We start from the raw sequence: 26,819 nt of genomic DNA, 5'->3' as shown, positions 1-26,819 counted from the left end.
GGCGGGCGGGGCGGATGCTCTTGGGATTAGTCGCAGCCGTAGCCGTCGTTGTCGCGGTCCAGGTCGTAGATGTCGGTGCCGATTACTTTGACGACTCCGCTGACGTAGGCAGGACCGTTGCCGCTACCTCCGGCGCAGTCGACGTCGCTGGCGATGGGCACGCAGGGGGTGTAGTTCGGGTCGCACTTGGATGACTGCGGCTTCTTGGTACCGATGGCGACGACCTGGGTGACCGGCTGCTTCGTGACCGTGGACTTGACCAGCTTCTTACCCGTCTGCACCCCGTCGGTGGTGGTCACCTCGTAGGTCAGGGTCCGGATGCCGTTGGCGCCTTTGGTCCGTACGACCCGCTTGCCCTGGGCCAGGGACGAATCCTTGACGGTCCGCTCGCTGTACCGGATCGCGGTCCGCTCCGTCACGGTCGAGACGTGCACGACCGGCGACGGTGCAGCACTGGACGGGGCCTGCGAGGCCGGGACCGACGGTTCGGCCGCAGCGGAGGGCGCGGCAGAGGGCGCGGCGCTCGGCGGCACCGCCTGCGCGGGAGCCTCGTCGGTCGGCTCGGCCGGCGCTGCCAGGATGGGCTGCTGCGCTTCGTCTGCCGCGGTATTGGTACGGCCGGGCGTCGGCTCGCCGACCATCGCGCCGACGATCGCGCTGCCGGCGCAGCAGAGCAGCAGGAACGACAAGGCGATCGAGCCGAGGATCACGGCAACTCGGCTCGCGGGACTGGCCCGGCGGAACCAATTCGGTCGGGGGCCGGACGACGGGGCGTTCGGCGGGCCAGGAAACGGCGGTGGGTGCATCGTCACGGCGATGAGTGTCGTCGCAAATACTTTGTGCAATATCCACCGTCGTGCTCGTCACGTGCGCCGTCTGATCCACACAGGACGTTCATCGGCTACCACCAGCGCAACGCATCGTTGACGGTCAGCGCCGAACGCGGCATCCCAGGCAGCCCCACGGGCAGGGCTTGAAGCCGAACGGGCAACCCTTATATGCAGGAAGGGCACAAATCATCATGTATCAAGCGAACTTACGGCGGATCCGCCGAGGTCGCCCGGGAGCCGCCGACGACGTGTCGGGTTAGCGTCACTGCGGCGCTCAGCGGGGTTCAGGAGGGTTCGGCAATGGGCCGTGCGGACCGCTCATGGATTCCGCTCGTCCAGCCCCCACGGCGAGCCGTACGCGGTAAGCAGGTCCAGGAACGGCACCGGCGGTAGCGCCTCCGGGCCGAGCACCCCGACTCCCGACCAGACGCCGCCGGCTAGCAGTTCCAGCGCTACGACCGGGTTGACCGCCGTCTGCCACACCACTGCCTGGTGGCCGTACTCCCGCATCGACCACTCGTTGTCGACGACGTGGTAGAGGTAGACCTCCCGGGGCCGCCCGTCCGGGCCGAGGCCGCGCACCCAGGTGCCGGCGCAGGTCTTGCCGCGCATCCGGTCGCCGAGAGTTGCCGGGTCGGGCAGGCTGGCGGCTACCACGTCGCGCGGGGACACGTCGACGCCGCGTACCCGCACGGGCGTGGTCGCGTCCAGGCCGAGCTTGTGCAGCGTCTTGAGCACCTCGATGAACTCGTCGCCGAGGCCGTACTTGAAGGTGACCCTCCGGGCGTCGACCCAGCGCGGGATGAGCAGCACCTCCTCGTGTTCCACGTTCACGCACTCGACCGGCCCGATGCCCTCGGGGAAGTCGAAGACCTCGGGCTCGGAGAACGGCGACGTGGTGTACCAGCCCCGGCCCTTCTCCCAGACCACTGGCGGGTTGAGGCACTCCTCGATCGTGGTCCAGATGGAGAAGGAGGGCGCGAAGTCGTAGCCGTCGACGGTCAGGTTCGCGCCGTCGCGGACGCCGATCTCGTCGATCTCACTGAACAGTTCGTCGGCGGCATAGCGGGCGAACACGTCGGACAGGCCCGGTTCGACACCGATGCCGCACAGCGCCAACCGGCCTGCTTCGGCCCAGCGGTCCGCGACGGCGAACTGTTCGTCGCCGAGCTTCACACCGGTCTCGGAGTACGGAAGCGCGGGGTGCGGGTGCGACAACGACATCGCCATGTCCAGGTAGTCGGCCCCGGCCGCGAACGCGCCGTCGAAGATCGGCATGACGAAGCGCGGGTCGACGGCGTTGAGCACGTGGGTGATCCGGTGCTCCCGGCAGAGCGCCGCTACCGCGTCGGCCGAGGAGGCGTCCAACCGGGCGGCGACGAAGCGGTCACCGTGCCCGCTGATCGCACGGTCGGCCCGGTCCCGGTCGTAGTCGGCGACCACAATCGTCTCGAAGAAACCGCGGCGGGCGGCGATGGCTACGGCTGCGGACCCGACGCCACCGGCACCGACGAGCAGGATACGCATCAGGAATCGAACCCCAAACCAAGACGATCGAGGGTACGCAGCCACAGGTCGCGTCGGCCCTCGCGCGCGTCGGCGCGGGCCATCGACCGGCGGGTGAGGTTGATGCCGATCGCACGGACGGGCTCCGGTGGGAACGGCAACGGCTTGCGGCGTACCAGGTCGAGTCGGGTCAGCGGGGTGTTCCCGCCGTCGAGCAGGTCGAGCATCACCCGGGCAGAGAAGCGGGTGGCGCCGACGCCGAGCCCGGTGTAGCCGGCCGCGTACGCCAGTCGACCGTCGAAGGCGGTGCCGTAGAACGGGCAGAACCGGGTGCAGGTGTCGATGACGCCGCCCCAGCGGTGGCTGAAGCGCACGTCGGCGAGCTGCGGGAACGTGGTGAAGAAATGCTCGGCGAGGGTGGTGAAGGTGGCCGGGCGCTGCTCCAGTTCGGGGGCGACCCGGTTGCCGTAGTGGTAGACCGCGTCGTAGCCGCCGAAGAGGATCCGCCCGTCGGTGGTGATCCGGTAGTAGTGGAACTGGTTGCCGGTGTCGGCCAGCCCCTGCCTGTTGCGCCAGCCGACCGCGTCCCGCTGGGCTGGCGTGAGCGGCTCGGTCATCAGCACGTGGTCGTAGACCGGCACCACGTACGCGCGCAGCCGGCGCAGCAGCGGCGGAAACGCGTTGGTGGCCAGGACGACCCGCCGCGCCCGCACCGAGCCGCGACGGCCGCCGGGTGCGGGATCGCCGGCGTCGGCGCCGAGGGTGGCCGCGCGCAGCGCAGCGCCGTCGGCGCGCAGCCCGGTGACCCGGGTGTGCTCGTGCACCCGCACGCCGAGGTCGAGGCAGGCGCGGCGCAGACCCCAGGCCAGCTTCACCGGGTCCACCATCGCCACCCGGTCGGCGTCGAACATCCCACCCAGGTACGTCGGTGAGTCGACCTCGGCGCGCACCTCGTCCCGGTCGAGCAGCCGTACCCGGTGCCCGTACCGGCGGGCCAGTTCCGCGTCGGCGGCCAGCCCGTCGAGTTGGTACGGCTCGACGGCGACGGCAAGCTCGCCGGTGCGTTCGAAGTCGCAGTCGATGTCGTGGTCGGCGACGGTGGCGGCGATGGCGTCCAGGTTCTCCCGGCCGAGTCGTTCCAGTTCGCCGACCTCGTCGGGGAACCGCTCGACACCGTTGGCGAGCCCGTGGGTGAGCGATGCGGCGCAGAACCCGCCGTTGCGCCCGGACGCCGCCCAGCCACAGGTGCCGGCGTCGACAAGCAGCACGTCGCGATCGGGGTCCGCCTGCTTGGCCAGCAGCGCTGCCCAGAGCCCGCCGTACCCGCCGCCGATCACGAGCAGGTCGGCGGTCTGCGGGCCGACGAGTGGCGGCAGTGGGTCGGGGCGGTCGGGGCGGTCCAGCCAGTACGGCACGGGCGCCGCGTCGGTGAGCGCCCTGCCGACATGCGGGAGAGTCATGACCGCAGACCTGTCGGACGACCCGCAGCCGCGGCCCTCATGACGACCGGCGCACGTGCGACGCCGTAACGGCAAGCAGGTTGGCGCGGCGGGCCCGTCGCCCCCGCAGCGAGCTGAGCCCGACCAGCAGCAGGGCGATCGCGAACATCGCGGTGCCGATGACGTTCACCTGCGGCGGGATGCCCCGCTGGGCGGCACCCCAGACGTACATCGGGAACGTGACAGTGGTGCCGGCGTTGAAGTTCGTGATGATGAAGTCGTCGAAGCTCAACGAGAAGGCCAGCAACGCGGCGGCCACGATGCCGGGCAGCACCAGCGGCAGGGTGATCCGCCGGAACGTCTGCCACTCGCTTGCGTACAGGTCCATGGCGGCTTCCTCCAGCCGCCGGTCCATCCCGGCCAGCCGCGCCTTCACCGTCACCACGACGAACGACACGCAGAACATGACGTGCGCGATGACGATTGTCCAGAACCCCTGCGGTACGCCCGCCGAGACGAACAGCGCCAGCAGCGACGTACCCATCACCAGCTCCGGGGTTGCCATCGGCAGGAAGATCAGCACATTGACGCCGGACCGGCCCCGGAAACGGTGCCGGACGAGCGCGAACGCCATCAGGGTGCCCAGCACTGTGGCGACCACAGTGGCGATGAAGCCGATCTGCACGCTGCGGACCACCGCATCGCACATGTCGGAGGTGGCGCACGGCTGACGCCAGTTGTCCAGCGTGAACTCGTTGAAGTCGTACGACAGGCGACTCGACGGGCGGTTGAACGACAGCCCCGCCACCACGAGGATCGGCAGCGCCAGATAGCCGAGCACCAGCAACGCGACGATCATCACCCAACGGTCAGCCAGCCAGCGGGAAACCCTCACCAGAGCCCCCTTTCATTCGCGACTGCGGGGCTCCGCTGCGCTGCACTCCTCGCGCTCATCACAGCACCTCCTCCGTGCCGGCCCTGCGCAGATACCCGAAGACCACAGCGAGGATCGCCGCCATCAGCAGGAACGACAGCGCGGCCCCCTGCGGATAGTCCAGCCGCACCAGGAACGCCGAGTCGATGACGTTCCCGATCATGTACTCGTTGGGGGTGCCGAGCAGTTCGGCATTGATGTAGTCGCCGCTGGCCGGAATGAAGAACAGCAATGTGCCGGCGACAAGGCCGGGCATGGACAGCGGCAGCGTCACCCGACGGAACGCCTGCACCGGGCTCGCGTACAGGTCACTTGCCGCCTCCAGCAGCCGCTGGTCCAGCCGCTCCAGGCTCGCGTACAGCGGCAGCACCAGAAACGGCAGGAAGTTGTACGTCAGCCCGAGCACCACAGCGAACGGAGTGGCAAGCAATCGACCGTCCGGACCGAGCAGGTGTACGTCCCGCAGCAGGCCGACAAGCGCACCGTTGTCCGACAGGATCGTCTTCCAGGCGAGCGTGCGGACGAGGAAACTGGTGAACATCGGCGCGACCACGCACACCAGGAGCAGGTTCTTCCACCGGCCGGCCTTCTGCGCGATGGCGTACGCCAGCGGGTAGCCCATCAGCAGCGCCAGCACCAGGGCCAGGCCGGCGTAGCCGAACGAGCGCAGAAACTGCGGCCAGTACGCCTGCACCACGTCCGGGTAGTTGCCGAACGCCCACGTCATCGCGTACCCGGTGGACAGCGATCCGTTGGGGTCGTACAGGCTCGCGGCGGCGAGTTGCAGCAGCGGCACGCCGAAGAACACCAGCAGCCAGGCCGCGCCGGGCAGCAGCAACAGGTACGGCAGCAGCCGGTACCGCCCGGGCCGGGGTGCCGGTGGTGGGTCCGGTGCCTTCCCCGATCTGGTGGGCGCCAGGAGGGTCATGACGAGGCGCCGACCGGCTCGTCGAGAACCGGCGTGGTCCGGTCGGTGTCGGTGGCGTCGCGGGGCAGCAGGAAGGCGTGCCGCGGATCCCAGTACGCCACCGCTTCGCTGCCGACCGCCACTTGAGTCGAGGTTCCGCTGTTTGCCGCGAAGACCGACAGTTCGGTGCCCCAGCCGGTGCGCAGCAGGTACTGCGTGCTGACTCCCACGTAGGAGGCATCGGTGACGACCCCTGTGACGTGCTGATGGCCGGCGGGCACCTGGTCGGCGGAGCCGACCAGATGGAGCTTCTCCGGGCGTACCCCCAGGTGGACCGGACCCCGGTCGGCCCGGACCCGGCCGGCGGGCACGGAGAAACGCGCGCCGTGCGCCGTCACCGCGACCTCGCCGCCGCCTGTGCCGGCGGCCTCGGCGGCGAGCAGGTTGGACTGGCCGAGGAAGTTCGCCACGAACGCGGTGGCCGGGAACTCGTAGATGTCGGCCGGGGCGCCGAGCTGTTCGATACGGCCGGCGTTCATCACCGCCACGGTGTCGGCCATCGTCATGGCCTCTTCCTGGTCGTGCGTCACGTGCACGAAGGTGATGCCCACCTCGGTCTGGATCCGCTTCAGCTCGATCTGCATCTGCCGGCGCAGCTTCAGGTCGAGTGCGCCCAGCGGCTCGTCGAGGAGCAGCACCTGCGGCTGGTTGATCAGCGCACGGGCCAGTGCGACCCGCTGCTGCTGGCCGCCGGAGAGCTGGGCCGGGCGGCGACCGCCGAAGCCGTCGAGCTGCACCAGCGACAGCATCCGCAGAACCTCGTCGTTGACCGAGCGGATGCCGCGCCGTCGCAGCCCGAAGGCCACGTTCTCGAAGATGCTGAGGTGTGGAAAGAGCGCGTAGCTCTGGAACACGGTGTTGACGGGCCGCTTGTACGGCCGCAGCCGGGCGATGTCCCGGTCGCCGAGCAGCACCTGACCACTCGTCGGCTCCTCCAGCCCGGCGATCATCCGCAGGGTGGTGGTCTTGCCGCAGCCGGACGCGCCGAGCAGCGCGAAGAACGACCCCTGCTCGATGCTGAGGCTGAGATCGTCGACGGCGGTGAAGATGCCGAACCGCTTGGTGAGGTTGGCAAGGCGCAGGTCGCCCGCCGGTGTCTCGCGCGCCATCCCCGTCACGCCCCGATGACCTGCTGGAACTTGCCTTCGTACTCTTTCTCCTGCTTCTCGTCCAGGGTCATGAACACCTTGGACTTCGACAGCAGCGCCTGGTCCGGGAAGATCAGCGGGTTGGCGGCGAGCTCGGGGTCGATCTTCTCCATCTCGGCCTGGGCGCCCTTGACCGGGCAGATGTAGTTGACGTACGCGGCGAGCTTCGCGGCGACGGCCGGCTCGTAGTAGTAGTTGATCAGGGCCTCGGCGTTGCCCTTGTGGGCGGCCTTGTTGGGGACCATCATGTTGTCGCTGAACAGCATCACGCCGGAGTCGGGGGCGACGAACTGCACCTTGGGGTTGTCACCGGCGAGCTGGATGACGTCGCCGGACCAGCCGATGCACGCCGCGATGTCGCCCTTGGCCAGGTCGGGTGCGTAGTCGTTGCCGGTGAACTTGCGGATCTGTCCGGAGTCGACGGCCTTCTTGAGCTTTGTGAGCGCGTCGTCGAACTGGGCGCTCGTGAAGTTCGACGGATCGTGGCCGTTGGCACCGAGCAGCAGGCCCATCGTGTCGCGCATCTCGCTGAGCGCCGTCACCTTGCCCTTGAGGTCGGGCCGGGTCAGCAACTCGTCGACGGTACGCAGCTCCTTTGTGACGCTGCCGTTGTACGCCAACCCGGCGAGGCCGGACTGCCACGGGATCGAGATCCGGTTCTCGGTGTCGAAGGAGCGGCTGACAAGCGACGGCAACAGATTCGCCTGGACGTTCGGGATCTTCGCCGGGTCGAGCTTCTGGATCCAGCCGAGCCGGATCATCCGCGCCGCCATCCAGTCGGTCAGGACGATGATGTCCCGGTCGGTGCTCTGACATGCGGCGAGCTGATTCTGGACCTTGCCGAAGAACTCGTTGTTGTCGTTGATGTCCTCGGTGTAGGTGACCTGGATTCCGCTTTTCGCGATGAACTCGTCGAGGCTGGGCCTCTTGGACTCGTCAGCTTCGTCGACGTCCATGTACTGCGGCCAGTTGGAGAAGGCAAGCTTCTTCTCGGTGCCGGACAGGTCCTCGCTGACGCAGCCGGCCTCGGTCTGCTGCGCACCCTTGGTGCCGCAGCCTGCGAGGCTGCCGCCCGCGGCCAGCAGAGCGGCGGAACCGAGAGTGCCGGTGAGCAGTCCACGCCGGGAGAGGGGCCGAAAGGGGGTACGCATGACGACTCCTAGGGGGGTCAGTGCCATGGACGACTGATCCTGGCATGAGGAAACCTCCCTTACAAGGGATTCCGTTGTGGGAATAGCGATGCACGACGAAATACGCCAGACTGCGCGGTGATACACGCGCGACATCACGATTCGGGACATGGGGAGCGGACGATGACGAACCGGCAGCACGAAAACGGCAGCGGCGGCCGACGCGTCGCTGTGCGTGACGGCGCCAATCACGCTCTGCTTGACGATGTGGCCAAGCAGATCATCGAACAGCTCCAGGAGGACGGCCGCCGGCCGTACGCCACGATCGGCAAGGCGGTAGGGCTCTCCGAGGCGGCGGTCCGCCAGCGGGTTCAGCGGCTTCTCGACTCCGGCGTCATGCAGATCGTCGCCGTGACCGACCCTCTCCAACTGGGCTTCCCCCGCCAGGCCATGATCGGCCTGCGTACCGACGGCGACCTGGAGTCCGTCGCCGACCGGCTCGCCGAACTCGACGAGGTCGACTACGTGGTCATCACCGCCGGCTCGTTCGACCTGCTCACCGAGGTGGTCTGCCGCAACGACGACCACCTCCTGGAGATCCTGCAACGGCTACGCGCCGTGCCCGGCGTGGTGTCCACCGAGGCGTTCGTCTACCTCAAGCTCCGCAAGCAGACCTACACCTGGGGTACTGCCTGACGGCCGTGCGGGACCTCCGACCGCAGTGCGGATTCCGTTGCCGCGCGGATTATCGTTCGCTGAATCCGTCGCCAAGCACCTGTCACGCTACTGATACCACTTGCCCTTGACCCTTGGGCTGTGCGATAACCGTGGTCAGAGCGGCCGGTCTCACCTCGTCGACCGGCCCGACGACCGATGGGGCTGACATGGCCAACGCCACTGACCACCTCTGGATGCACTTCACCAGGATGGCGAGCTACTCCGCCGGTGAGGTGCCGACGATCGTGCGAGGCGAGGGCGCGTACGTGTGGGACGCGCAGGGCCGCCGCTACCTGGACGGGCTCGCCGGGCTCTTCGTCGTCAACGCCGGCCACGGTCGCACCGAACTGGCCGAGGCCGCCGCCAAGCAGGCGGGCGAGCTGGCCTACTTCCCACTCTGGTCGTACGCCCACCCGAAGGCCGTCGAGCTGGCCGAGAAGATCGCCTCGCTCACCCCCGGCGACCTGAACCGGGTCTTCTTCACCACCGGCGGTTCGGAGGCGGTGGAGGCGGCGTGGAAGCTGGCCCGTGCCTACTTCAAGCGCACCGGCCGGCCCAACAAGTACAAGGTGGTAAGCCGCTACATCGCGTACCACGGCACCTCGATGGGCGCCCTGTCGATCACCGGCCTGCCCGGCATCAAGAGCGACTTCGAGCCGCTGGTGCCCGGCGGGATCAAGGTGCCGAACACCAACTTCTACCGGGCGCCCGAGCACGGCGACGACCCCGAGGCGTTCGGCCGCTGGGCCGCCGACGAGATCGGCCGGGCCATCGAGCGGGAAGGACCGGACACTGTCGCAGCGGTCTTCCTGGAGCCGGTGCAGAACTCCGGTGGCTGCTTCCCACCGCCCCCCGGCTACTTCGATCGGGTCCGGGAGATCTGCGACGCGTACGACGTGCTTCTCGTCTCCGACGAGGTGATCTGCTCCTGGGGTCGGCTGGGCGAATACTTCGGCGCGGTGCGCTACGGCTTCCAGCCGGACATCATCACCACCGCCAAGGGCATCACCTCCGGGTACGCCCCGCTCGGCGCGATGATCGCCAGCGACCGGTTGATGGAGCCGTTCCTCACCGAGACCGGCATGTTCGCCCACGGGGTGACGTTCGGCGGCCACCCGGTCTCCTGCGCGGTGGCCCTGGCCAACCTGGAGGTGTTCGCCCGCGAGGACCTCATCGGCCACGTACGGGCCAACGAGGGTGCTTTCCGAGCCACCCTGGAAAAGCTGTACGACCTGCCGATCGTCGGCGACGTCCGGGGCGACGGCTACTTCTACGGCATCGAACTGGTCAAGGACCGGACCACCAGGGAGACCTTCGACGAGGCCGAGTCGGAGCGACTGCTGCGGGGCTTCCTGTCCACAGCGCTGTTCCAGGCGGGCCTCTACTGCCGGGCCGACGACAGAGGTGACCCCGTCATCCAGCTCGCGCCGCCGCTGATCGCCGACCAGCGGCACTTCGACGAGATCGAGCAGATCCTGCGCGCGGTGCTCACCGAGGCATGGACGCGGCTCTGAACGGCGACCCCGCCGACGCTTACCGGGGCCTGTCGTACTGGCTGTCCACGTTGGACGAGCCGCTGGCCCCACGGCCCGCGCTACCAGGTGACGCCGACGCCGACGTGGTGATCGTGGGCGCCGGCTACACCGGGCTGTGGACGGCGTACCACCTGGCCCGCGCGGACCCTGCTCTGCGGGTCACGGTGCTGGAAAAGGAGATCGCAGGGTACGGCGCGTCCGGCCGCAACGGCGGCTGGTGCTCCGCGCTGTTCCCCACGTCGCTGACCGGGCTGGCCCGCCGACACGGCCGGGACGCCGCCGTCGCCATGCAGCGGGCGCTGCACGGGACGGTGCGCGAGGTCGGCCAGGTGGTCACGGCGGAGGGCATCGACTGCGACTGGGCCGACGGGGGCACTGTCACACTGGCCCGCACCGGTCCGCAGCTCGCCCGGGCGCGGGCCGCCGTGGGCGAGGCCCGCGCGTTCGGCTTCGGCCCCGAGCACCTGAGGGTCCTCGACGCCGAGGAGGCCGCCGCCCGCTGCGCCGCCGAGGGGGTACGCGGTGGGACGTACACCCCGCACTGCGCGGCCGTGCACCCGGCGAAGCTGGTCCGGGGTCTCGCCCGCGCTGTGGAGCGGCGCGGGGTGACCATCCACGAGGGCACCCCTGTCGTCGCCATCCGGGCCGGCTCGGCGGTGACGGCGTCCGGAACGGTGCGGGCGCCGGTGGTGGTCCGGGCCACCGAGGCGTACACGTCCACGTTGCCCGGTCAGCGGCGCACCGTGGCGCCCGTGTACTCGCTGATGGTGGCCACCGAACCGCTTACGGACGAGACGTGGGCACGGATCGGGCTGGCCCGGCGGGAGACGTTCACCGACCTCGGGCACATGATCATCTACGGCCAGCGCACCGCCGACGGGCGGCTGGCCTTCGGCGGACGCGGTGCGCCGTACCACTTCGGGTCCCGGGTGCGACAGGGCTACGACCGCGAGCCCCGGGTCTTCGCCGCGCTGCGACGTACCCTCGGGAGGCTCTTCCCGGTGCTCGGCCCGGACGTGCCGGTGACACACACCTGGGGTGGCCCGCTGGGCGTGGCCCGGGACTGGGCCGCCTCGGTCGGTTTCGACAGGGCCAGCGGGCTGGCCTGGGCGGGCGGCTACGTCGGGGACGGGGTGGGCTCCAGCAACCTCGCCGGCCGCACGCTTGCCGACCTGATCCGTGGCCAGCGCACCGAGCTGACCACCCTGCCCTGGGTGAACCACCGCTCGCCCCGCTGGGAGCCGGAGCCACTGCGTTGGCTGGCCGTGAACGCCGGCCTACGGGTCATGACGGGCGCGGACGCGGCCGAATCCCGCACCGGCCGACCGTCGCGCCGGGCCGCCGCGTTCTCCCGACTCCTGGGCCACTGACCGGCCCGGGCCGCGAACCCGATCAGTGGTTGGGCGGGATCACCCGGAGGTGGCCTCGGCGGCCGGTCTGGTGGGGGTTCTCGTGGTGCTGGTCGGGCTCCGGGGGGCGGGGGGCCGGGCGGGCGGCCTCACGGACCGCCTCGGCCAGCGCGACCAGGTCGTCGGTGGTGGGCGGGGGCGGCTCGAACTCTCCCTCGTGCCGGACCACGTCCCAGCCTCGCGGCGCGGTCAGGCTGCGGGCGTGCGGCTCGCACAGGTCGTACGTGTGCGGCTCAGCGAACGCCGCCAACGGGCCCACCACCGCTGTCGACTCGTTGTAGACATAGGTCAATGTGGCGACCGCTTGCCGGGGGCAGCCGTTACGGGAGCAGCGCCGTGGTGACCTCACGGCGGCAGGGTATCCCCATTACCGGGTCCGGCGCATCGCTTCGCGTTGCGACACGCCCGTCGTGGTGATCACAATTCAGGGCCTCGCGCCGCGCCGCGCCACGGGAGCGGCGCTGCCGCTGACCGGCCCCGGGCGGGGGCTACCCTTTGCCTCATGACGAGCCCGGAACACCGCCGCCCCGGCCCCGGCCGGCGTGCGCACCGCGACCGGCACGGGCGTGGCCTGCGCGGGCGCCTGGTGCCGGCGACGGTCCCGTTGGCCCGCACCAAGGCCGAGGTCTTCGACGACCTGGTCCTGGACACCGTCGAGACGTTGGAGCGACGGTTCGCCAAGGAGCTGGCCGGCGTCGAGTTCGCGGTCGAGGACGTCCCGCCGGATCTGAACGTCTACGACTCCGACGTGCTGGAGGACGGCGAGGTGCCGCTGGCCCGGCTGTTGCCGGGCCGCCCCGGTCGCCAGGAGGTGCCACCGCGGATCGTGTTGTACCGGCGTCCGCTGGAGTTCCGGGCGATGGACCGCGAGGACCTCGCGGACCTCGTCCATGACGTGATCATCGAACAGGTCGCCAACCTGCTCGGTGTCGACCCCGACGAGTTGGCCTGAGCAGCCCAGGCCGGGGTGACCTGCCGTACGGCGGCTGAGTCGGGCGGCCCCCACCGCCCCGACCCGCACCGCTCAAGCGGCTCGCCGCTTCAACTTGCGCCGCTCCCGCTCCGATAGCCCACCCCAGATGCCGAAACGCTCGTCGTGACCCAGAGCGTATTCGAGGCATTCGGTCTTGACCTCGCAGCGCGAGCAGATCCGCTTCGCCTCCCGGGTCGAGCCGCCCTTCTCGGGAAAGAACGCTTCGGGGTCGGTCTGCGAGCACAGGGCCCGCTCCTGCCACTCCGGCGCGTTTCCGAGCAGGTCGGCCACCTCTAGCTGGCCGTCCATCAAATGCCTCCTTGTCGCGCACCGGCGTCATCGCCGCTGCAACCCCCCACGCGAAAGGCGTGCTTGTCCGTCCGGTCCGGTTTTGTTGCGTTCCGTGCGAACAACCCCATTCAAATTACACGCGTGTAATGCGTGCGCCGTCAAGCCAAACTTGATAATGGAGTCGCCCTCCCGACACCCCCGGCCGGCCACCAGGACCGTCCGGCCTCGCAACCTGCCCTATCGATTCAGACCCCGGCCGAGTAACGCCCTCTCCGGCGAGTTGCCCGACTTTTCTGCCGTGGCGCACCCCCGACGAAGGACTGTCACGGCGACATCGACCATGGCCACCGACCCCTCTCCACGAAGCTGATCTTGGTGGGGGACAGGTTAACGCGGCACGGCGCAGACTGCCCGTCAAGCCGTCGACAGCGATCACGCCCCGTCCACGATGTGGACGGGGCGTGATCGGAAAGGCGGTGAGGTACGGTCAGCCGACGGGCCTGAAACCGCTGCTGGGCCAGACAAACTCGGCTATCCCTCCACCGTGGACAGAAACGGTGCCGACGGAGGTGTCACCGTCCCACCAGACGGTATAAATCCCGGAGGGCAGATCGGGATAGACCGCACTGTGGAACGACCCGTCGCGCACCCGACGTTCCCGCACCGCCGAGTGGACCCGCCGTTCACCGTCCCGGCTGATCTCGATCTCCCGGCCGTGCAGATCCCGGCCGGTGTAGACGATCAGGGCACCGGTGTCGCCGCCCAGATCGAGGACGACACTCCCGGTCTCCGAGGGCCCGTACGCGTGCTCGTGCATCCGCCGCTCCCCCGCGCCGGTCAGGCCGACGCCGGCGGGTTGTTGAACCCGTCGTACGGCGTACCCAGGTAGGGGAAGTTCGCGAGGAACGGCGCCGTCACGTCGGCCGCGCTCAACCCGGGCGTCACCGCCACGGCCGCCGGATCCGGACGGAACGTCTTGTCGACAAGCGGAACAGTGACACCGGCGATCGCCCGCAACGCGATGCTGACCACGTCGTCGCCGACCCGGCGCCCGTTCGGATAGCCGGCCAGATCGCCGCCGAGCACCCCGAACCGGTCCGGACGTCGCGTGGGCGGGATCGCCGTGTTGAGCCGCAGCATGTCGGCCCGCACGTCGCCTGTGGCGTTGGTGAACCCGTCGATCAGGCCCGCCGGCACACCGGTGAGCAGGATCGCCACCAGGTCCGCCCGAGCCTTCTTGGCCTTGGTGAGCTTGTCCAGGTTGGGAAAGACGTCCGGATAGAGCGCCGGCAACAGCGCGGCCAGCTCCGGCTGCTCGACGAACTGCGCGAACCGCTTGTCCTCCGAAGGAGGCAGCGTGTTCCACAGGTCCTTCTTGGACATCGGCACGATGACCTCGTTGAACAGCGGATTGCCAAGCCGCGAGACCTGCGTGAACGGGCCGGTCGAGGTGTCCGCGGCCACCCGGTCGCCGAGCACCCGGACCTGCCGGCGCGACGCCGAGGTCCACACCCCGATCACCGAGGCAGCGTCGGCAGCGCCGTACCGGTTGGCCCGCCGCCGCACCTGCTTCAGCGGCACCTGCACGGCGATGCTGTGCACGTTCATCCGGTCGGTGGCGTTTACCGGCTCCCCCGCCGCCTTGAAGATCTTCTTGCCCGCCACGTGCAGCTGCTGGAACGGCCGCAACGTGCCGAGGTCGAAGATCGCTCCCAGGTCGACGAAGAAGCCGTCCGCACGCTGGCCGGCGAACACCCGCTCCCCCGTGGACAGCGTGTAGGTGGCCTGCCGGACCAGGTCGGCGTACTTCGGGGTGGACAGCGGGCCGACATTGCACGGCGGGCAGGGCAACTTGTGCGCGAGCCGGTGCTCCCGGCCGTCGACAACCCGGGTCAGGCTGTAGAACTGCCGCCGGTTCCAGTTCTTGCTGTCCAGGGAGTCGATCGGACCGGTGTTGTAGAGAAAACTGTTCGGATTGGTGATCTCGGTGGTGAATTCGAACCGGTAGGTGACGTCCGGACGACCGTCACCGTCGTTGTCGATATGGATCTCGTACCGCACGTCGTCGCCGAACTCGAAGAAGTTCGGCCCTCCCGACGGGAGCTGCAACGGCACGTAGTTGGCAATCAGCGTGACCGTGTCAGGTTTGTCGGGGCTGACGAACGCGTAAAGGTCGGAGCTGTCGGCGACCGGATCCTTGGCTATTTCCGGAGCCTCGCGGTGGGAAGACATGGCGGACCAACCTCACTGGGCGGAAAGCAGGGGTGGGAGGGCGGAACGTCGAGGTTCAGCGCCGGGCGGCGCGGCGCAGCCGGTCCGCCAGGCCGCGGTCGCGCACCTCGATCCGGGTTTCACCGACGAAGACGTCCATCGTTCCGGAGGCGGCGTCACGCAGGTGCACGACGATCGGCTCGTCGGCCCGGCCCGCCCCACCTGGCGCGTTCTGCGCCGCCGACAGACCCGGCACGGTGAGCGCGGCCGCGCCGAGGGTGGCGCTGGCCGCGGCGGTCAACGTCTGCCTGCGGGTCAGTCGCGGCCACTGCCGCTTCCGCTGATCACTGGTCATGGGCAACCTTTCCGGCTGCGGCGCGAACGCGCCCGCGGGGGACGGACGGGTCCGGTGCCGCCGACCGACGCCGCCGGGCCCTGGGGGACACCGGCGGCGGTCCTCGCCGCGACCGCCACCGGCATCGCTTGGTACGGCCGGCGACGGGAAAAGGTTCGACCTCAGGGGCGAAGGTGACCGTACGCTGTCGTACGCTTGCGCGCCGGTCGCCCGGCCGCCGTGGCGATGGCCCGCAACTGCTCCTCGGTACGCGCCGAGCCGTTGTCGGAGCCGGCCATCCGGGAGATGGTCTCCTCCATCAACGTGCCGCCCAGGTCGTTGCAGCCGCCCTGGAGCATTGCCACGGTGCCCTCGTCGCCGAGCTTCACCCAGGAGCACTGGATGTTGTCGATCCGACCGTGCAGCAGGAGCCGGGACATCGCGTGCACGACCCGGTTCTCCCGCCACGTCGGCCCGGGACGGGCGATGCCGGCCAGGTAGATCGGGGCGTTCGTGTGCACGAACGGCAGTGCCACGAACTCGGTGAACCCGCCGGTGCGGTCCTGCACCCCGGCCAGCACCCGGAAATGCGCCAGCCACTGCCCGGGATGGTCGACGTGGCCGTACATCATCGTGGAGCTGGACCGGATGCCCAGCTCGTGTGCGGTGCTCACCACGTCGACCCAGGCGGCGGCCGGAAGTTTGCCCTTTGTCAGCACCCAGCGCACGTCGTCATCGAGGATCTCCGCCGCGGTGCCCGGAATGGTGTCCAGGCCCGCCTCGCGTAGTTGGGTCAGCCACTCGCGGACCGGCACGCCGGCCTTGGCAGCGGCCGTGACGATCTCCATGGGTGAGAACGCGTGCACGTGCATGCCCGGCACCCGCGCCTTCACCGCCCGCACGATGTCGGCGTACCCCGTGACCGGCATCTTCGGGTCGATGCCGCCCTGGAGGCAGACCTCGCTGGCGCCGGTCGCCCACGCCTCCTCTGCCCGGTCGGCGACCTGCTCGACGGAGAGCCGGTAGGCGTCGGCGTCACGCTCCCGCTGAGCGAAGGCGCAGAACCGGCAGCCGACGTAGCAGACGTTGCTGAAGTTGATGTTGCGGTTGACCACGTAGGTGACGTCGTCGCCGACCACGTCACGGCGCACGTCGTCGGCGAGCCGGCACACCTCGTCCAGCGCCGACCCGTCCGCGCCGAACAACGCGAGCGCCGCGTCGGTGTGCCGGGGATCGAGAAGCGCCGCCGGGTCGTCCGCCGCCAGCCGCAGCCCGGCCGCCAGGTCCCGGTCCACACCGCCACCGGGCAGAGCCGTGGGTACGCCCACACGCCTCGCCGTCGCCTCCGGGGTGACCTTGCCGGCGACCTCGGCCCAGTCGCCGTAGACGCTGTCGAAGTCGCCCCGACGGTCCTCGGTCCGGCCGGTGGTGTCGATTGTGGTGTGCAGGTCGGTACGCCCGCCGAACACCTCCTCCGGCTCCTGCCAGGCGCGGCCCTGCGGGATGGCCGACTCGACCGCCAGACCCGACGTCGGGTCGGCCAGGGCGCCGACGTGCGGCAGCAGCCGTGGGTCCAGCCACGGGTCGCCGGCGCGGACGTACTCCGGATAGATGGTCAGCCGCTCCCGCAGCGTGAACCCGGCCAGCTCGGTGTGCCGGGCCAACTCCTCGATCTGCGGCCAGGGACGCTCCGGGTTGACGTGGTCCGGGGTGAGCGGAGACACACCACCCCAGTCGTCGATGCCGGCCCGCAGCAGCAGGGCGTACTCCCCCGCGATCAGGTTCGGCGGTGCCTGGATCCGGGCCTTCGGACCGAGCAGAAGCCGGGCCACCGCCACCGTTGCGGCCAGGTCGTGCAGCTCCGCGTCGGGCATGCCCCGCATCGCCGTGTCCGGCTTGGCGCGGAAGTTCTGCACGATCACCTCCTGGAGGTGGCCGTACTCCCGGTGCGCGCGGCGGATCGCGAACAGCGCGTCCACCCGCTCGGCCGCTGTCTCGCCGATGCCGATGAGGATGCCGGTGGTGAACGGCACACCGACACGACCCGCGTCGTCGAGCACCCGCAGCCGGACCGCCGGCTCCTTGTCCGGCGAGCCGTAGTGCGGGCCACCCGGCTCGGACCAGAGCCGGGTCGCCGTGGTCTCCAACATCATGCCCATGCTGGGCGCGACCGGCTTGAGCCGTTGCAGCTCCGACCAGGACAGCACCCCCGGGTTGAGGTGCGGCAGCAGGCCGGTCTCCTCAAGCACCGCCACCGCGCACGCGCGCAGGTAGTCGAGGGTGGAGTCGTAGCCGCGCTCGTCCAGCCAGCTCCGCGCCGCCGGCCAACGCTCCTCCGGCCGGTCGCCGAGGGTGAACAGGGCCTCCTTACAGCCCAGTGCCGCGCCCTCCCGGGCGATGGCCAGCACCTCGTCGCGGTCCAGGAACGGCGCCGGCAGGCGGTGCGGCACGGTGGCGAACGTGCAGTAGTGACAACGGTCCCGGCAGAGCCGGGTCAGCGGGATGAAGACCTTCTTCGAGTACGTGACCACACCCGGCCGGCCGGCCTCGCGCAGCCCGGCATCGCGGATCCCGCCGGCGGTGCGAAGCAGCTCGTCAAGCGCGTCACCACGGGCCGACAGCAGCGCTGTCGCCTCATCGACGTCAAGCGACCGCCCGGTCGCGGCCCGGCCCAGGGCCCGCCGGACGCTCGCCTCGGTCGGGCCGGAGTGGGTGCGATCAACCATCCGCCCAGCCTAGGCGCTGCATTCCGCCGTACCCGGTCCCGCCCCCACCGACCCCATCCCGTTGATCATGAAGTTGTCGCCCTCGATCTCGACACGTCAGGGCGACAACTTCATGATCGACCGGGTGGGACCGGCGGTGGGCGTGGCTCAGCGGGGTTGGGTGGGGTGGTCGCCCGGGTTGAGGTGCTGGGTGCGGTCGGTGTCCCCGTCTGCAGGGCGCGAGATCGCCTCGGTCGGGTCGGCGGACTCGCGCGGGATCGCCTCGGTCGGGTCGGCGGACTCGCGCGGGATCGCCTGGGTCGGGTCGGCGGACTGGCGCGGGATCGCCTGGGTCGGGTCGGCCGACGGCGGCTGCCCGAAAGGCGGCGCGGGAGGCGCCGACTGCGGGGCCGGCGGCGCGGACTGCGGGGCGGCGTTCACCGGCGGCGCGGACTGCGGTGCGGTGGGGAACGGCGGCCCGGACTGCGGGAACGGCGGAGCCGACTGGGGGGCCGGCGGCGCCGACTGCGGGGCGGACTGGAAGGACGGCGCGGACTGGCCGTACTGGCCCGGGAACTGCGCCTGCGGCTGGCCGCCCTGCTGACCCGGCTGACCGCCCTGCGGCCAACCCTCCTGCTGCTGACCGCCAGGCTGCCCCGGCCAACCGCCCTGCTGCTGACCGCCCTGCTGCTGACCCTGGGCCGGCCAGCCATCCTGCTGCTGACCACCAGGCTGGCCCGGAGCCGGCCAACCACCCTGGGGCTGACCGCCCTGCTGACCCTGGGCCGGCCAGCCGCCCTGCTGCTGCGGCCAGCCCTGCTGCGGCTGGCCGTAGACGCCCGGCTGGGACTTCGGCTTGGGCACGTAGAAGAGCTTGCGCCAGACGGTGAAGACCACCCAGGCGGCGACACCGAAGATGACCAGCCAGGCGAACCGGCTCAACACGCCGAGCAGCGCGTCGAGGATCTCCGTTTCGGCGAGCCGACCCACCGTCCAGATCAGCAGGGTGAGGGTGCCGAACAGCACGCTGAGCGCGTACTCGATCAGGGCCACCTGCGTGATCAGCTTCGCCTTCGGCACGATCGGCGAGATGTGGGTGGCCAGCAGCACCGCCAGCAGCGGCAGGACCACGGCCTCCACACCGATGAACGTGAAGAAGGCACCGCCCGCACGGTCGGTGATGTCGACATAGTCGTTCGGGGTGAAGAGCCGGATCAGACCCACGAAGAGGAACACGGCATTGGCGCCGAGCAACGCGAGCGCACCCAGCTCGCGTAGTGGCTTGGTCTGCTGGCGGGCCTGGGCCGCGTCGGTGGACGCGGGCTCGGCAGGGCTGGTCACGAACTCCCCCTCGGGGCGTAATCGGACAGGGCGCACGTGAGCCTAGTCTCCCCGGGCATCGGCGGAGTGGAGGCGTCGCGTACGCGAGGATGGTCGGCATGCGCATCGTGGTTCTGGCCGGCGGCATCGGCGGCGCTCGGTTCCTGCTCGGCGTCCGGGCGTACGCCCGCGAGGTCGGCGCCGACGTGACCGCCGTGGTGAACGTCGGCGACGATCTGTGGCTGCACGGGTTGAAGGTCTGTCCCGACCTGGACAGCGTCATGTACACCCTCGGCGGCGGGGCGGACCCCGAGCGGGGCTGGGGCCGGGTCGGCGAGAGCTGGACGGTCAAGGAGGAGTTGGCGGCGTACGGGGCGGAACCGACCTGGTTCGGCCTCGGCGACAAGGACATCGCCACCCACCTGGTCCGCACCACAATGCTCAACGGCGGCTACCCGCTGAGCGCGGTCACCGAAGCGCTGGCGACCCGCTGGCAGCCGGGCGTACGCCTGCTGCCGGCCACCGACGACCGGCTGGAGACCCACGCCGTCGTCGGTGACGGCGACGGCCAACGGGCGATCCACTTCCAGGAGTGGTGGGTGCGGTACCGGGCCGACATCCTCACCCACCGCTTTGTCTTCGTCGGCGCGGAGACGGCGAAGCCGGCGCCCGGTGTGCTGGAGGCGATCCGGTCGGCCGACCTGGTGCTGATCGCGCCGAGCAACCCGGTGGTGAGCGTCGCGCCCGTGCTGGCCGTACCGGGGATGCGTGAGGCGCTGGTCGACGGCCCGGCGCCGGTGGTGGGTGTTTCGCCGATCATCGGTGGGGCTCCGGTGCGCGGCATGGCCGATCGTTGTCTCGAGGTTCTTGGCGTCGAGTGCAGTGCGGCAGGGGTGGGCCGGCTCTACGGGGGCCGGCCGGCCGGCGGGCTGCTGGACGGCTGGCTGGTGGCCGAGGAGGACGCTGGCGCGCTGGTGCCGGAGGCGACCGTCCGCGCCCTGCCGCTGCGGATGACCGACGAGGCGGCGACGGCGGCGATGGTCCGCGCCGCGGTGGAGTTGACATGAGGCTGGAAATCCTGCCGGTGCTGGGCATCGGCCACGTGACCGAGGGCGACGACCTGGCGGCGCTGATCGCCACCGCCGCGCCCTGGCTGCGCGACGGCGACGTGCTGGTGGTCACCAGCAAGATCGTCTCCAAGGCGGAGGGTCGGCTTGTCGACGTCCCCGCGGACGGCCCCGAGCGGCTCACCGCGCGCGACGAGGTGCTTGCCGGCGAGACCGCGCGGGTGGTGGCCAGCCGGGGGGCGACCCGCATCGTGCAGACCCACCACGGCTTCGTGATGGCGTCCGCTGGCATCGACGCGTCCAACGTCGACAAGACCCAACTGGTGCTGCTGCCGGTGGACCCGGACGGGTCGGCCCGCGAGCTGCGGGCGGCGTTGCAGCAGCGGTACGACCTGGACGTCGCAGTGATCATCAGCGACACCATGGGCCGGCCGTGGCGCAACGGACTGACCGACGTCGCGCTCGGGGTGGCCGGGATGCCGGCCATCCGTGATCACCGGGGCGAGATCGACCCGTACGGCAACGAGCTGCAACTGACGCAGATGGCAGTGGTGGACGAGTTGGCCGGCGCCGGCGAACTCATCAAGGGCAAGTGCGACCAGGTGCCCGTGGCGGTGGTGCGGGGCTACCTGTCCGCCGCCGACGACGCCGACTCCGGTGGGGCGACGGCGCTGGTCCGCGACGCGGCGCAGGATCTCTTCTCGCTCGGCACCGCCGAGGCCCGCGCCGCCGGGCTGGTCGACGCCGCCGCCCTTGTCGACTCGCTGAGCCCGACGCCGCCCGAGCCCGCCGCGGTGCGACGGGCGATCGAGGCGGTCGCCGGGGTGATCGCACCCGGTACGGCCTTCACGCTTGTCGACGAGACGGAGTCGCGCGCCGGTCTGATCGCCACGGTCCCCGACTGGCCGGACGACGCCACCGCCCTTGTGCTCGGCACGGCACCGACCCCGCTCGAGCCGGTCGACCTGGTCCGCTTCGGCGCAGACCTGCACCGGCTGCGCGTCGCCCTGGCCGCCGAGGGCATCGGGTCGACCCTGCTGCCCCCGCCCGCCGGCAGCACGGCGAGCGCCACCCTCGCCCTGTGAGATCGGGCCGTTCTCGCGTCGTCGGGGCCTGTCCGGCCGTCCGCCGCGGCCGTCACGGTTCGGCCGGCCGCGTGGCCTCACGGGTCCGGCGGGGGTCAGGCGTCGAGGACGGCGCGGCCGAGTGGGGTCAGCGTGTGCAGCACTGTGTTGCGGTCGCGGTGACTGACAAGCAGGCCGGCGTTGCGCAGCACAGTGGCGTGCTGGCTGGCAGCCGCCGCTGAGATGTCGAGCCGGCGGGCCACCTCGCCGGTGGTGCAGCCGTCTCCGCTGGCCTGCAACACAGCGGCTCTGGTCCGGCCGAGCAGCGCCGCAAGCGACTCGCTGGCGACCCCTGGCGCGGTGCCGTTGATCGAGGTCAGCGCGCCCAGCCGGTCCACCGGATAGACAAGGACCGGCGGCAGCTCCGGATCGAGCAGTGCGACAGGCGTGCTCGCGCAGAAGAACGACGGCACCAGCAGCAGGCCCCGGCCGCCGAGGTGCAGCTCCCGGCTGTGCGGGTAGTCGCGCACCTCCAGCACCCCGTCCTCCCAGCGCATGGCCGGTCGAAGGCTGCTCAGCAGCCCTTCCACGCCGCCGTCGAGCAGGGCTCGTGTCCGACGGGTGCGGTCCGCCGTCACCGCGGCCTGGATCCGGCCCCAGTACGGGCTGATGGCCAGCGACCGGTACTGCTCCATCGAATCGGCCAGGTGCCGCAGCGCCCCGGCGTCGCCCCGGGCCAGGGCGGCGGCCGAGGAGGGCAGCGGAGTCTCGGCGGCCAGCAGGTTCAGGTCCCGCTGCAACAGCTGCGCCGGGGTGCTGCGGACGGCGTCCAGCCCGGCCTCGAAGCCGTCGCGGCTGGCGTACGGGGTGAGGAAGTCCGGGAAGTAACCGCGCGGCGGGTTCAGCGCGAACAGCAGCCGTAGTTGATCTGATGCGGAATCCTGGCGCAGGTCGCGGGCGACGGCACGCCGCCAGGTCGAGGTCAGCGGATCACGGTTGCGGCCCCGCAACACGTGCAGGCTGAGAACCAACTCCCAGACCGGGTCCGCTGTCGGCGCCACCCGGGTCCGGAGGATGTCCTCGCCAGAGAAGTGGATCTTCAGCATGGGAACTCCCGTGTCGCCAGCAGAGGGATGCCGGGTGACCGCTCGACTCTACCTGGCCGGTAGTTATCTCCGTTTTTAAGTCTGAACTGAAAGACCTCGACGCCTCCGGGGCCAGTTAGGCATGCTTCCAGATGCCCGAGCACGCACCGGCACGTCTGCCGGCGCATTGAGCCGGGCAGCCCGATGATCGGGCGGCACCACGAGGGTCTGCGGCCCTTGCTCCGCAGAGGTGCCGTCCGGTCATCCGTCGGCCCATCACCCTGCCAGCCCAGGCGACGACGCTCTCCGTCGACGACGTGGCGGCGCCCGTGCTCGTACAGTGTCGGGGTGCCCGACACCACCACCGCCGGACCCCTTGCCCAACCGGTCGACCCCGATGCGTACGCGGCGCTGCACGCCGACGCCACAGCGCTGCTCGAAGGCTGGCAGCCGACCCGCCCGGACGCGGCCGGCGCCCGGGACCGGACGCTCGCGCTGCTCGCCGACGGACCGGCCGCGATGAGCCGCCAGCACCTGCCCGGCCACGTCACCGCGAGCGCACTGGTGCTGGACGCCACCGGGTCGCGGGTGCTGCTGTGCCTGCACACCAAACTCGGGTGGTGGGTGCAGCTCGGCGGGCACTGCGAGCCCACCGACCGGACCCTGGCCGGCGCCGCGCTCCGCGAGGCCACCGAGGAATCCGGGATCGCCGGGCTACGCATCGACCCCGTCCCGATCGACGTGGACATCCACCCGGTGCGCTGCCAGGGCGGCTCCCTGCATCACGACGTACGGTTCGCGGTGCTCGCCCCGCCCGGGGCGGTCGAGCAGGTGAGCGACGAAGCCGAGGAACTCGGCTGGTTCGCGCCGGACCGGCTGCCCGAGCCGCTGGCCGGCGGGACCGTGCAAATGGTCGCGCCGGCCCTTGCCGCCCTCAGACGTAGCCCTCTTCGCCCCGCTCCTTGAGCTCGTCCACCAGGGCCTTGACGCCCTGGGCCCGGTCGCGCGGGCAGACCAGCACGGCGTCGGGGGTGTCGACAACGATCAGGTCATGTAGCCCGAGGACGGCCACCAGCCGCCCGGACTGCGGCACGACCACAAGGTTGCTGCTGTCCCGCAGCAGCACACCCGGCTTGGCGTCGCTGCCGAGCACCACGTTGCCCGCGTCATCGGCCGGCAGTACCTCGCCCAGGGTGTGGAAGTCGCCGACGTCGTTCCAGCCGAAGTCACCAGGCACGGTGGCCACCCGGCCCGCCGTGGCCGCGCCCTCCATCACCGCGTAGTCGACGGAGATCTTCGGCAGCGTCGGCCACACAGTGCCGAGGACGTCGTCCTGCTCGGGGGTGCCCCAGGAGGCCGCGATCGCTGTGACGCCTGCGTGCAGGGCGGGCTGCTGGCGGGCCAGTTCGGCGAGGAACACGTCCACCCGCCAGACGAACATGCTCGCATTCCACAGGTGCCGGCCCGAACGGACGTACGCCTCGGCGACCTCGGCGGCCGGCTTCTCCTTGAACTCCGCCACCGTCCGCCACGGCACGCCCTCGGTCGCGTCGCCGGTCTCCAGGTAGCCGTAGCCGGTCTCCGGCCGCGTCGGGGTGATCCCGACCGTCATCAGCAGGCCCTGCTCGGCACCGCGGACCGCCTCCTGGACCGTCCGCACCCAGCTCTCCGGGTCGGCGATCAGGTGGTCGGCGGCGAAGCTGCCCATCACCGCGGCCGGGTCCCGATGTGCGATCACCGCCGCGGCCAGCGCGATCGCGGCGCAGGAGTCCCGAGGTGACGGCTCGACCAGGATGTTCTCCTCGGGCAGCCCGGTCAGCTGTCGGGCCACCGCCGCGACGTGCGCGGCACCGGTGACCACGAGGGTCCGGTCCGGTGTGGTCAACGGCGCGAGCCGCTCCACGGTGGCCTGGAGCAGCGACGCGCTGGTGCCGGTCAGCGGATGGAGGAACTTGGGGTGGCCAGCGCGGGACAACGGCCACAACCTCGTGCCGCTACCACCTGCCGGAATGACCGCATAAAGCATCCGCACATCATGCCCGACGAACCTGGGCGAAGTGGCACGGGTCACCTCGGGGACCGGGATGCTCACGAACGGGCGCGACTCCAGGCGGCGATGTGCACCTCGGCGCTGGACTCCCAGGTGAACTCCTTGGCCCTGTCGAACCCGGCCTTCGCCAGCGACAGCCGCCGCTGCTCGTCGTCCAGCAGCGCGGCCAGGTCCGTGCCGATCTGCTCCGGATCCTCAGAGGTGTACGCGACCGCGTCGCCACCCACCTCGGGCAACGAGAGGCGGGGCGTGGTCAGCACCGGGGCGGCGCACGCCATCGCCTCCAGGATCGGCAACCCGAAACCCTCACCGTACGAGGGGTAGGCGGCGATCAGCGCGCCACCGAGGAAGCCGGGCAGGTCGGCGTACCGCAGGTAGCCGGGACGCAGCAGCCGCAGGTGCGACGGGACCTCGGCCACCGCCCGGTCGATGTCGTCGTCGTGCCCCTGCCCGCCGGCGATCACCAGGGCCGGCGGGTCCTCCCGGTCGGCCACCGCCCGGGCCCAACCACGGATCAGATTGGGTACGTTCTTGCGCGGCTCCTTGGCACCGAGGAAGGCGACGTAGCTGCTGTTGCCCAACCCCAGCCGGGCGCGCACGCGGGCCTTCTCCTCGTCGCTCGGCGCGTGGAAAGCGGAGTGGTCGACGCCGTGGTAGGCCACGTCGATGCGGGTCGGGTCGGCGTCGAGCAGCCGGATCAACTCGTCGCGGGTGGCCTTGCTGGGCACGATCACCCGGTTGGCGCGGCGCAGGGAGGTCTTGATGGCGCTGCGGAAGAACGTCCGGCGGGACTTGTCGTAATGCTCCGGCTCGGTGAAGAACGTCGCATCGTGCACGGTGACCGTGACCGGGCACCCCGCCCGCAACGGGCAGGTGTAAAACGGCGAGTGCAGCACGTGCGCGCCAACCTGCTGGGCGAGCAGCGGCAGGCCAGTCTGCTCCCAGGCGAGCCGCGCCGGGCGGTGCGCCACGGCAGCCGGAGCGGGAATGATCTCCGCGCCGGGCAGCATCCGGGTGTAACGCTCCAAGTCGGTGCGGAGACTCACGACGGCCAGTTCCACCCCCGACCCGCACACCTTTCCGAGGGCACCGAGCAGACCGTCGACGTATCGACCGACACCACCACGGTCGGCGGGGACACTCGTGGCGTCGATGAGCACGCGGGGCGGGCGACCGGCGGTCACGGGGCGACTCCTTGTACTGGTGCGTCTGTGGGGAACAACACTCCGGGGCTCAAGCCTACGCCGGAGTGGAGGGCGGACGCTGACTGCGACCCGACGGTACGCCGACTTGTCATCGTCTTCGAGTACGGCCCGCAGGGGCGTATCGTTCGCGCCGATGGCCGACAATATTGCCCGGGTTTTCGCCGACGCGATCGCGACCGACCCGACCCGACCGCTGCTGACCTGGTACGACGATTCCAGCGGCGACCGCACCGAACTTTCCGGCGCCACCCTGGCGAACTGGGTGGCCAAGACCGCCAACCTTCTCGTCGACGAGGTCGGCCTCGCGCCGGGCACTCCGGTCGGCGTACTGCTGCCGCCGCACTGGCAGACCGCCGCAGTGCTGCTGGGCTGCTGGTCGGCCAAGCTGACCGTCGCCGACACGCCGGGAGCGGTGGACGTCCTGTTCGCCGCCGCCGACCGGATCGACGAGGCGCAGTCCTGGCCGGCCGACGAGCGGTACGCCCTCGGGCTGTCCCCGCTCGCCGCGCCACTGCGACAACTGCCGCCCGGGTTCGCCGACTACGTCGTCGAGGTACGCGCGCACGGCGACCACTTCGGCCCACAGCCCGGCCCCGGTCCCGGCGACGCGCACCTGCTGAGCCGCGCGGAGGCCCGCGCCACTGAACTGGGCATCGAGCCCGGCGCGCGGGTCCTGATCGACGCCGACCGTTACACCGACCCGGTCGACTGGCTGCTGGCCCCACTCACCCGGGCGGCGACGGTGGTCCTGTGCGCCAACCTGGACGAGACGCGCCTTTCGGCCCGCCAGTCCACCGAAAAGGTCACCCAAACCCTCCCGTAACAACCCCAGCCCGGCCCAGCGCGTCCGTGCGCGTCCCACCTCAGCCCGCCCCGCCCCAGCCCGCCCCGCCCCAGCC

At 70.7% G+C, this 26,819-nt stretch carries 25 protein-coding genes; 8 read left to right on the top strand and 17 right to left on the bottom strand.

All coding sequences use genetic code 11. From position 1 onward, the window contains the following. Nucleotides 1-26: 26 nt before the first annotated feature. The 7 genes from ADK66_RS22790 to ADK66_RS22760 all read right to left on the bottom strand — a co-directional run bounded on the left by ADK66_RS22790 (nucleotide 27) and on the right by ADK66_RS22760 (nucleotide 7,975). Nucleotides 27-710: a G5 domain-containing protein gene (locus ADK66_RS22790; RefSeq protein ID WP_231640148.1), complete on the bottom strand. Its 684-nt coding sequence runs from the start codon at nucleotides 708-710 to the stop codon at nucleotides 27-29. A gap of 438 nt (nucleotides 711-1,148) precedes the next feature. After that, nucleotides 1,149-2,357: a saccharopine dehydrogenase family protein gene (locus tag ADK66_RS22785; protein WP_053658618.1), complete on the bottom strand. Its 1,209-nt coding sequence runs from the start codon at nucleotides 2,355-2,357 to the stop codon at nucleotides 1,149-1,151. After that, complete coding sequence (locus ADK66_RS22780; protein WP_053658617.1) at nucleotides 2,357-3,796, bottom strand: FAD-binding oxidoreductase; 1,440 nt, start codon at nucleotides 3,794-3,796, stop codon at nucleotides 2,357-2,359. Before ADK66_RS22780 ends, ADK66_RS22785 begins: the two co-directional genes overlap by 1 nt. Nucleotides 3,797-3,833: 37 nt before the next feature. Continuing rightward, entirely contained in the window at nucleotides 3,834-4,670 is an 837-nt protein-coding gene (locus ADK66_RS22775) for an ABC transporter permease (RefSeq protein ID WP_231640147.1), read from the bottom strand. A 58-nt stretch (nucleotides 4,671-4,728) separates the two neighbouring features. Next, nucleotides 4,729-5,637 carry an ABC transporter permease gene (locus ADK66_RS22770; protein ID WP_053658613.1) on the bottom strand — a complete coding sequence of 303 codons (909 nt, stop codon included), beginning with the start codon at nucleotides 5,635-5,637 and terminating at the stop codon, nucleotides 4,729-4,731. Further along, nucleotides 5,634-6,785: an ABC transporter ATP-binding protein gene (locus tag ADK66_RS22765; protein ID WP_053658612.1), complete on the bottom strand. Its 1,152-nt coding sequence runs from the start codon at nucleotides 6,783-6,785 to the stop codon at nucleotides 5,634-5,636. The genes ADK66_RS22770 and ADK66_RS22765 overlap by 4 nt, the downstream gene beginning before the upstream one ends. A 5-nt stretch (nucleotides 6,786-6,790) precedes the next feature. Further along, nucleotides 6,791-7,975 carry a spermidine/putrescine ABC transporter substrate-binding protein gene (locus ADK66_RS22760; RefSeq protein ID WP_053658610.1) on the bottom strand — a complete coding sequence of 395 codons (1,185 nt, stop codon included), beginning with the start codon at nucleotides 7,973-7,975 and terminating at the stop codon, nucleotides 6,791-6,793. Between the two features lie 162 nt (nucleotides 7,976-8,137). On the opposite strand from ADK66_RS22760, the gene ADK66_RS22755 reads away from it, so the two are divergent. The 3 genes from ADK66_RS22755 to ADK66_RS22745 all read left to right on the top strand — a co-directional run bounded on the left by ADK66_RS22755 (nucleotide 8,138) and on the right by ADK66_RS22745 (nucleotide 11,576). Beyond that, nucleotides 8,138-8,650 (top strand): Lrp/AsnC family transcriptional regulator, encoded by a 513-nt coding sequence (locus tag ADK66_RS22755; RefSeq protein WP_053658609.1) that lies wholly within the window; start codon nucleotides 8,138-8,140, stop codon nucleotides 8,648-8,650. Nucleotides 8,651-8,838: 188 nt separating this feature from the next. Further along, entirely contained in the window at nucleotides 8,839-10,185 is a 1,347-nt protein-coding gene (locus ADK66_RS22750) for an aspartate aminotransferase family protein (RefSeq protein WP_053658607.1), read from the top strand. Beyond that, complete coding sequence (locus ADK66_RS22745; RefSeq protein ID WP_053658605.1) at nucleotides 10,170-11,576, top strand: FAD-binding oxidoreductase; 1,407 nt, start codon at nucleotides 10,170-10,172, stop codon at nucleotides 11,574-11,576. The genes ADK66_RS22750 and ADK66_RS22745 overlap by 16 nt, the downstream gene beginning before the upstream one ends. A 22-nt stretch (nucleotides 11,577-11,598) precedes the next feature. Here ADK66_RS22745 and ADK66_RS22740 read toward each other — a convergent pair whose 3' ends face one another. Further along, nucleotides 11,599-11,964 carry a DUF3499 domain-containing protein gene (locus tag ADK66_RS22740; protein WP_053658603.1) on the bottom strand — a complete coding sequence of 122 codons (366 nt, stop codon included), beginning with the start codon at nucleotides 11,962-11,964 and terminating at the stop codon, nucleotides 11,599-11,601. Nucleotides 11,965-12,117: 153 nt separating this feature from the next. On the opposite strand from ADK66_RS22740, the gene ADK66_RS22735 reads away from it, so the two are divergent. Continuing rightward, on the top strand, nucleotides 12,118-12,567 hold the full coding sequence (locus ADK66_RS22735) for a metallopeptidase family protein (protein WP_007455785.1): 450 nt from the start codon (nucleotides 12,118-12,120) through the stop codon (nucleotides 12,565-12,567). Nucleotides 12,568-12,639: 72 nt separating this feature from the next. On the opposite strand, the gene ADK66_RS22730 is transcribed toward ADK66_RS22735, so the two are convergent. The 6 genes from ADK66_RS22730 to ADK66_RS22705 all read right to left on the bottom strand — a co-directional run bounded on the left by ADK66_RS22730 (nucleotide 12,640) and on the right by ADK66_RS22705 (nucleotide 19,470). Continuing rightward, nucleotides 12,640-12,897, bottom strand: coding sequence for a WhiB family transcriptional regulator (locus ADK66_RS22730; protein ID WP_007455784.1), 258 nt, complete (start codon nucleotides 12,895-12,897; stop codon nucleotides 12,640-12,642). Between the two features lie 469 nt (nucleotides 12,898-13,366). Then, nucleotides 13,367-13,696 carry a hypothetical protein gene (locus tag ADK66_RS22725; protein WP_053658601.1) on the bottom strand — a complete coding sequence of 110 codons (330 nt, stop codon included), beginning with the start codon at nucleotides 13,694-13,696 and terminating at the stop codon, nucleotides 13,367-13,369. Between the two features lie 20 nt (nucleotides 13,697-13,716). Continuing rightward, nucleotides 13,717-15,111, bottom strand: a complete 1,395-nt coding sequence (locus tag ADK66_RS22720; protein ID WP_053658599.1) for a DUF4331 domain-containing protein — start codon at nucleotides 15,109-15,111, stop codon at nucleotides 13,717-13,719. Between the two features lie 55 nt (nucleotides 15,112-15,166). Then, nucleotides 15,167-15,445, bottom strand: coding sequence for a hypothetical protein (locus ADK66_RS22715; RefSeq protein WP_053658597.1), 279 nt, complete (start codon nucleotides 15,443-15,445; stop codon nucleotides 15,167-15,169). A 161-nt stretch (nucleotides 15,446-15,606) separates the two neighbouring features. Further along, on the bottom strand, nucleotides 15,607-18,150 hold the full coding sequence (locus ADK66_RS22710) for a bifunctional FO biosynthesis protein CofGH (RefSeq protein WP_053658595.1): 2,544 nt from the start codon (nucleotides 18,148-18,150) through the stop codon (nucleotides 15,607-15,609). Nucleotides 18,151-18,297: 147 nt separating this feature from the next. Next, the gene (locus ADK66_RS22705) at nucleotides 18,298-19,470 is read right to left on the bottom strand and encodes a hypothetical protein (protein ID WP_053658592.1); all 1,173 of its coding nucleotides are present in this window, start codon (nucleotides 19,468-19,470) and stop codon (nucleotides 18,298-18,300) included. A gap of 98 nt (nucleotides 19,471-19,568) precedes the next feature. Here ADK66_RS22705 and cofD point away from each other — a divergent pair, with 98 nt between their 5' ends. Both cofD and ADK66_RS22695 read left to right on the top strand, forming a co-directional pair. Beyond that, complete coding sequence (cofD, locus tag ADK66_RS22700; RefSeq protein ID WP_053658623.1) at nucleotides 19,569-20,516, top strand: 2-phospho-L-lactate transferase; 948 nt, start codon at nucleotides 19,569-19,571, stop codon at nucleotides 20,514-20,516. Continuing rightward, nucleotides 20,513-21,601 (top strand): coenzyme F420-0:L-glutamate ligase, encoded by a 1,089-nt coding sequence (locus tag ADK66_RS22695; RefSeq protein ID WP_053658591.1) that lies wholly within the window; start codon nucleotides 20,513-20,515, stop codon nucleotides 21,599-21,601. Before cofD ends, ADK66_RS22695 begins: the two co-directional genes overlap by 4 nt. 95 nt (nucleotides 21,602-21,696) lie before the next feature. Here the strand turns inward: ADK66_RS22695 and ADK66_RS22690 are convergent, their stop codons facing one another. After that, nucleotides 21,697-22,686, bottom strand: a complete 990-nt coding sequence (locus tag ADK66_RS22690) for a helix-turn-helix transcriptional regulator (protein WP_053658589.1) — start codon at nucleotides 22,684-22,686, stop codon at nucleotides 21,697-21,699. A gap of 327 nt (nucleotides 22,687-23,013) precedes the next feature. Between ADK66_RS22690 and ADK66_RS22685 the strand changes: the two genes are divergently transcribed. Then, a complete protein-coding gene (locus ADK66_RS22685; RefSeq protein WP_082377609.1) occupies nucleotides 23,014-23,631 on the top strand; it encodes an NUDIX hydrolase in 618 nt (205 codons plus the stop codon). Here ADK66_RS22685 and ADK66_RS22680 read toward each other — a convergent pair. Both ADK66_RS22680 and ADK66_RS22675 read right to left on the bottom strand, forming a co-directional pair. After that, a complete protein-coding gene (locus ADK66_RS22680) occupies nucleotides 23,600-24,691 on the bottom strand; it encodes a mannose-1-phosphate guanylyltransferase (protein ID WP_053658587.1) in 1,092 nt (363 codons plus the stop codon). The genes ADK66_RS22685 and ADK66_RS22680 overlap by 32 nt on opposite strands. A 62-nt stretch (nucleotides 24,692-24,753) precedes the next feature. Then, complete coding sequence (locus ADK66_RS22675) at nucleotides 24,754-25,899, bottom strand: glycosyltransferase family 1 protein (RefSeq protein ID WP_053658585.1); 1,146 nt, start codon at nucleotides 25,897-25,899, stop codon at nucleotides 24,754-24,756. Between the two features lie 154 nt (nucleotides 25,900-26,053). Here ADK66_RS22675 and ADK66_RS22670 point away from each other — a divergent pair, with 154 nt between their 5' ends. Beyond that, the gene (locus ADK66_RS22670; RefSeq protein ID WP_053658583.1) at nucleotides 26,054-26,743 is read left to right on the top strand and encodes a TIGR03089 family protein; all 690 of its coding nucleotides are present in this window, start codon (nucleotides 26,054-26,056) and stop codon (nucleotides 26,741-26,743) included. The last annotated feature ends 76 nt before the right edge of the window (nucleotides 26,744-26,819 follow it).

Source organism: Micromonospora sp. NRRL B-16802 (assembly GCF_001279555.1).
In the GTDB taxonomy this organism is placed as follows: domain Bacteria; phylum Actinomycetota; class Actinomycetes; order Mycobacteriales; family Micromonosporaceae; genus Micromonospora; species Micromonospora profundi.
The sequence above is the reverse complement of the archived record's forward strand: the minus strand, read 5'-3'. Positions and strand labels throughout refer to the sequence as shown.

Coding starts and splice junctions, on each gene's coding strand:
- ADK66_RS22715 (WP_053658597.1), bottom strand. CDS start 15,445: ATGACCAGTGATCAGCGGAAGCGGCAGTGGCCGCGACTGACCCGCAGG.
- ADK66_RS22750 (WP_053658607.1), top strand. CDS start 8,839: ATGGCCAACGCCACTGACCACCTCTGGATGCACTTCACCAGGATGGCG.
- ADK66_RS22755 (WP_053658609.1), top strand. CDS start 8,138: ATGACGAACCGGCAGCACGAAAACGGCAGCGGCGGCCGACGCGTCGCT.
- ADK66_RS22735 (WP_007455785.1), top strand. CDS start 12,118: ATGACGAGCCCGGAACACCGCCGCCCCGGCCCCGGCCGGCGTGCGCAC.
- ADK66_RS22690 (WP_053658589.1), bottom strand. CDS start 22,686: ATGCTGAAGATCCACTTCTCTGGCGAGGACATCCTCCGGACCCGGGTG.
- ADK66_RS22680 (WP_053658587.1), bottom strand. CDS start 24,691: ATGCTTTATGCGGTCATTCCGGCAGGTGGTAGCGGCACGAGGTTGTGG.
- ADK66_RS22720 (WP_053658599.1), bottom strand. CDS start 15,111: ATGTCTTCCCACCGCGAGGCTCCGGAAATAGCCAAGGATCCGGTCGCC.
- ADK66_RS22770 (WP_053658613.1), bottom strand. CDS start 5,637: ATGACCCTCCTGGCGCCCACCAGATCGGGGAAGGCACCGGACCCACCA.
- ADK66_RS22670 (WP_053658583.1), top strand. CDS start 26,054: ATGGCCGACAATATTGCCCGGGTTTTCGCCGACGCGATCGCGACCGAC.
- ADK66_RS22725 (WP_053658601.1), bottom strand. CDS start 13,696: ATGCACGAGCACGCGTACGGGCCCTCGGAGACCGGGAGTGTCGTCCTC.
- cofD (WP_053658623.1), top strand. CDS start 19,569: ATGCGCATCGTGGTTCTGGCCGGCGGCATCGGCGGCGCTCGGTTCCTG.
- ADK66_RS22760 (WP_053658610.1), bottom strand. CDS start 7,975: ATGCGTACCCCCTTTCGGCCCCTCTCCCGGCGTGGACTGCTCACCGGC.
- ADK66_RS22780 (WP_053658617.1), bottom strand. CDS start 3,796: ATGACTCTCCCGCATGTCGGCAGGGCGCTCACCGACGCGGCGCCCGTG.
- ADK66_RS22765 (WP_053658612.1), bottom strand. CDS start 6,785: ATGGCGCGCGAGACACCGGCGGGCGACCTGCGCCTTGCCAACCTCACC.
- ADK66_RS22710 (WP_053658595.1), bottom strand. CDS start 18,150: ATGGTTGATCGCACCCACTCCGGCCCGACCGAGGCGAGCGTCCGGCGG.
- ADK66_RS22695 (WP_053658591.1), top strand. CDS start 20,513: ATGAGGCTGGAAATCCTGCCGGTGCTGGGCATCGGCCACGTGACCGAG.
- ADK66_RS22730 (WP_007455784.1), bottom strand. CDS start 12,897: ATGGACGGCCAGCTAGAGGTGGCCGACCTGCTCGGAAACGCGCCGGAG.
- ADK66_RS22745 (WP_053658605.1), top strand. CDS start 10,170: ATGGACGCGGCTCTGAACGGCGACCCCGCCGACGCTTACCGGGGCCTG.
- ADK66_RS22785 (WP_053658618.1), bottom strand. CDS start 2,357: ATGCGTATCCTGCTCGTCGGTGCCGGTGGCGTCGGGTCCGCAGCCGTA.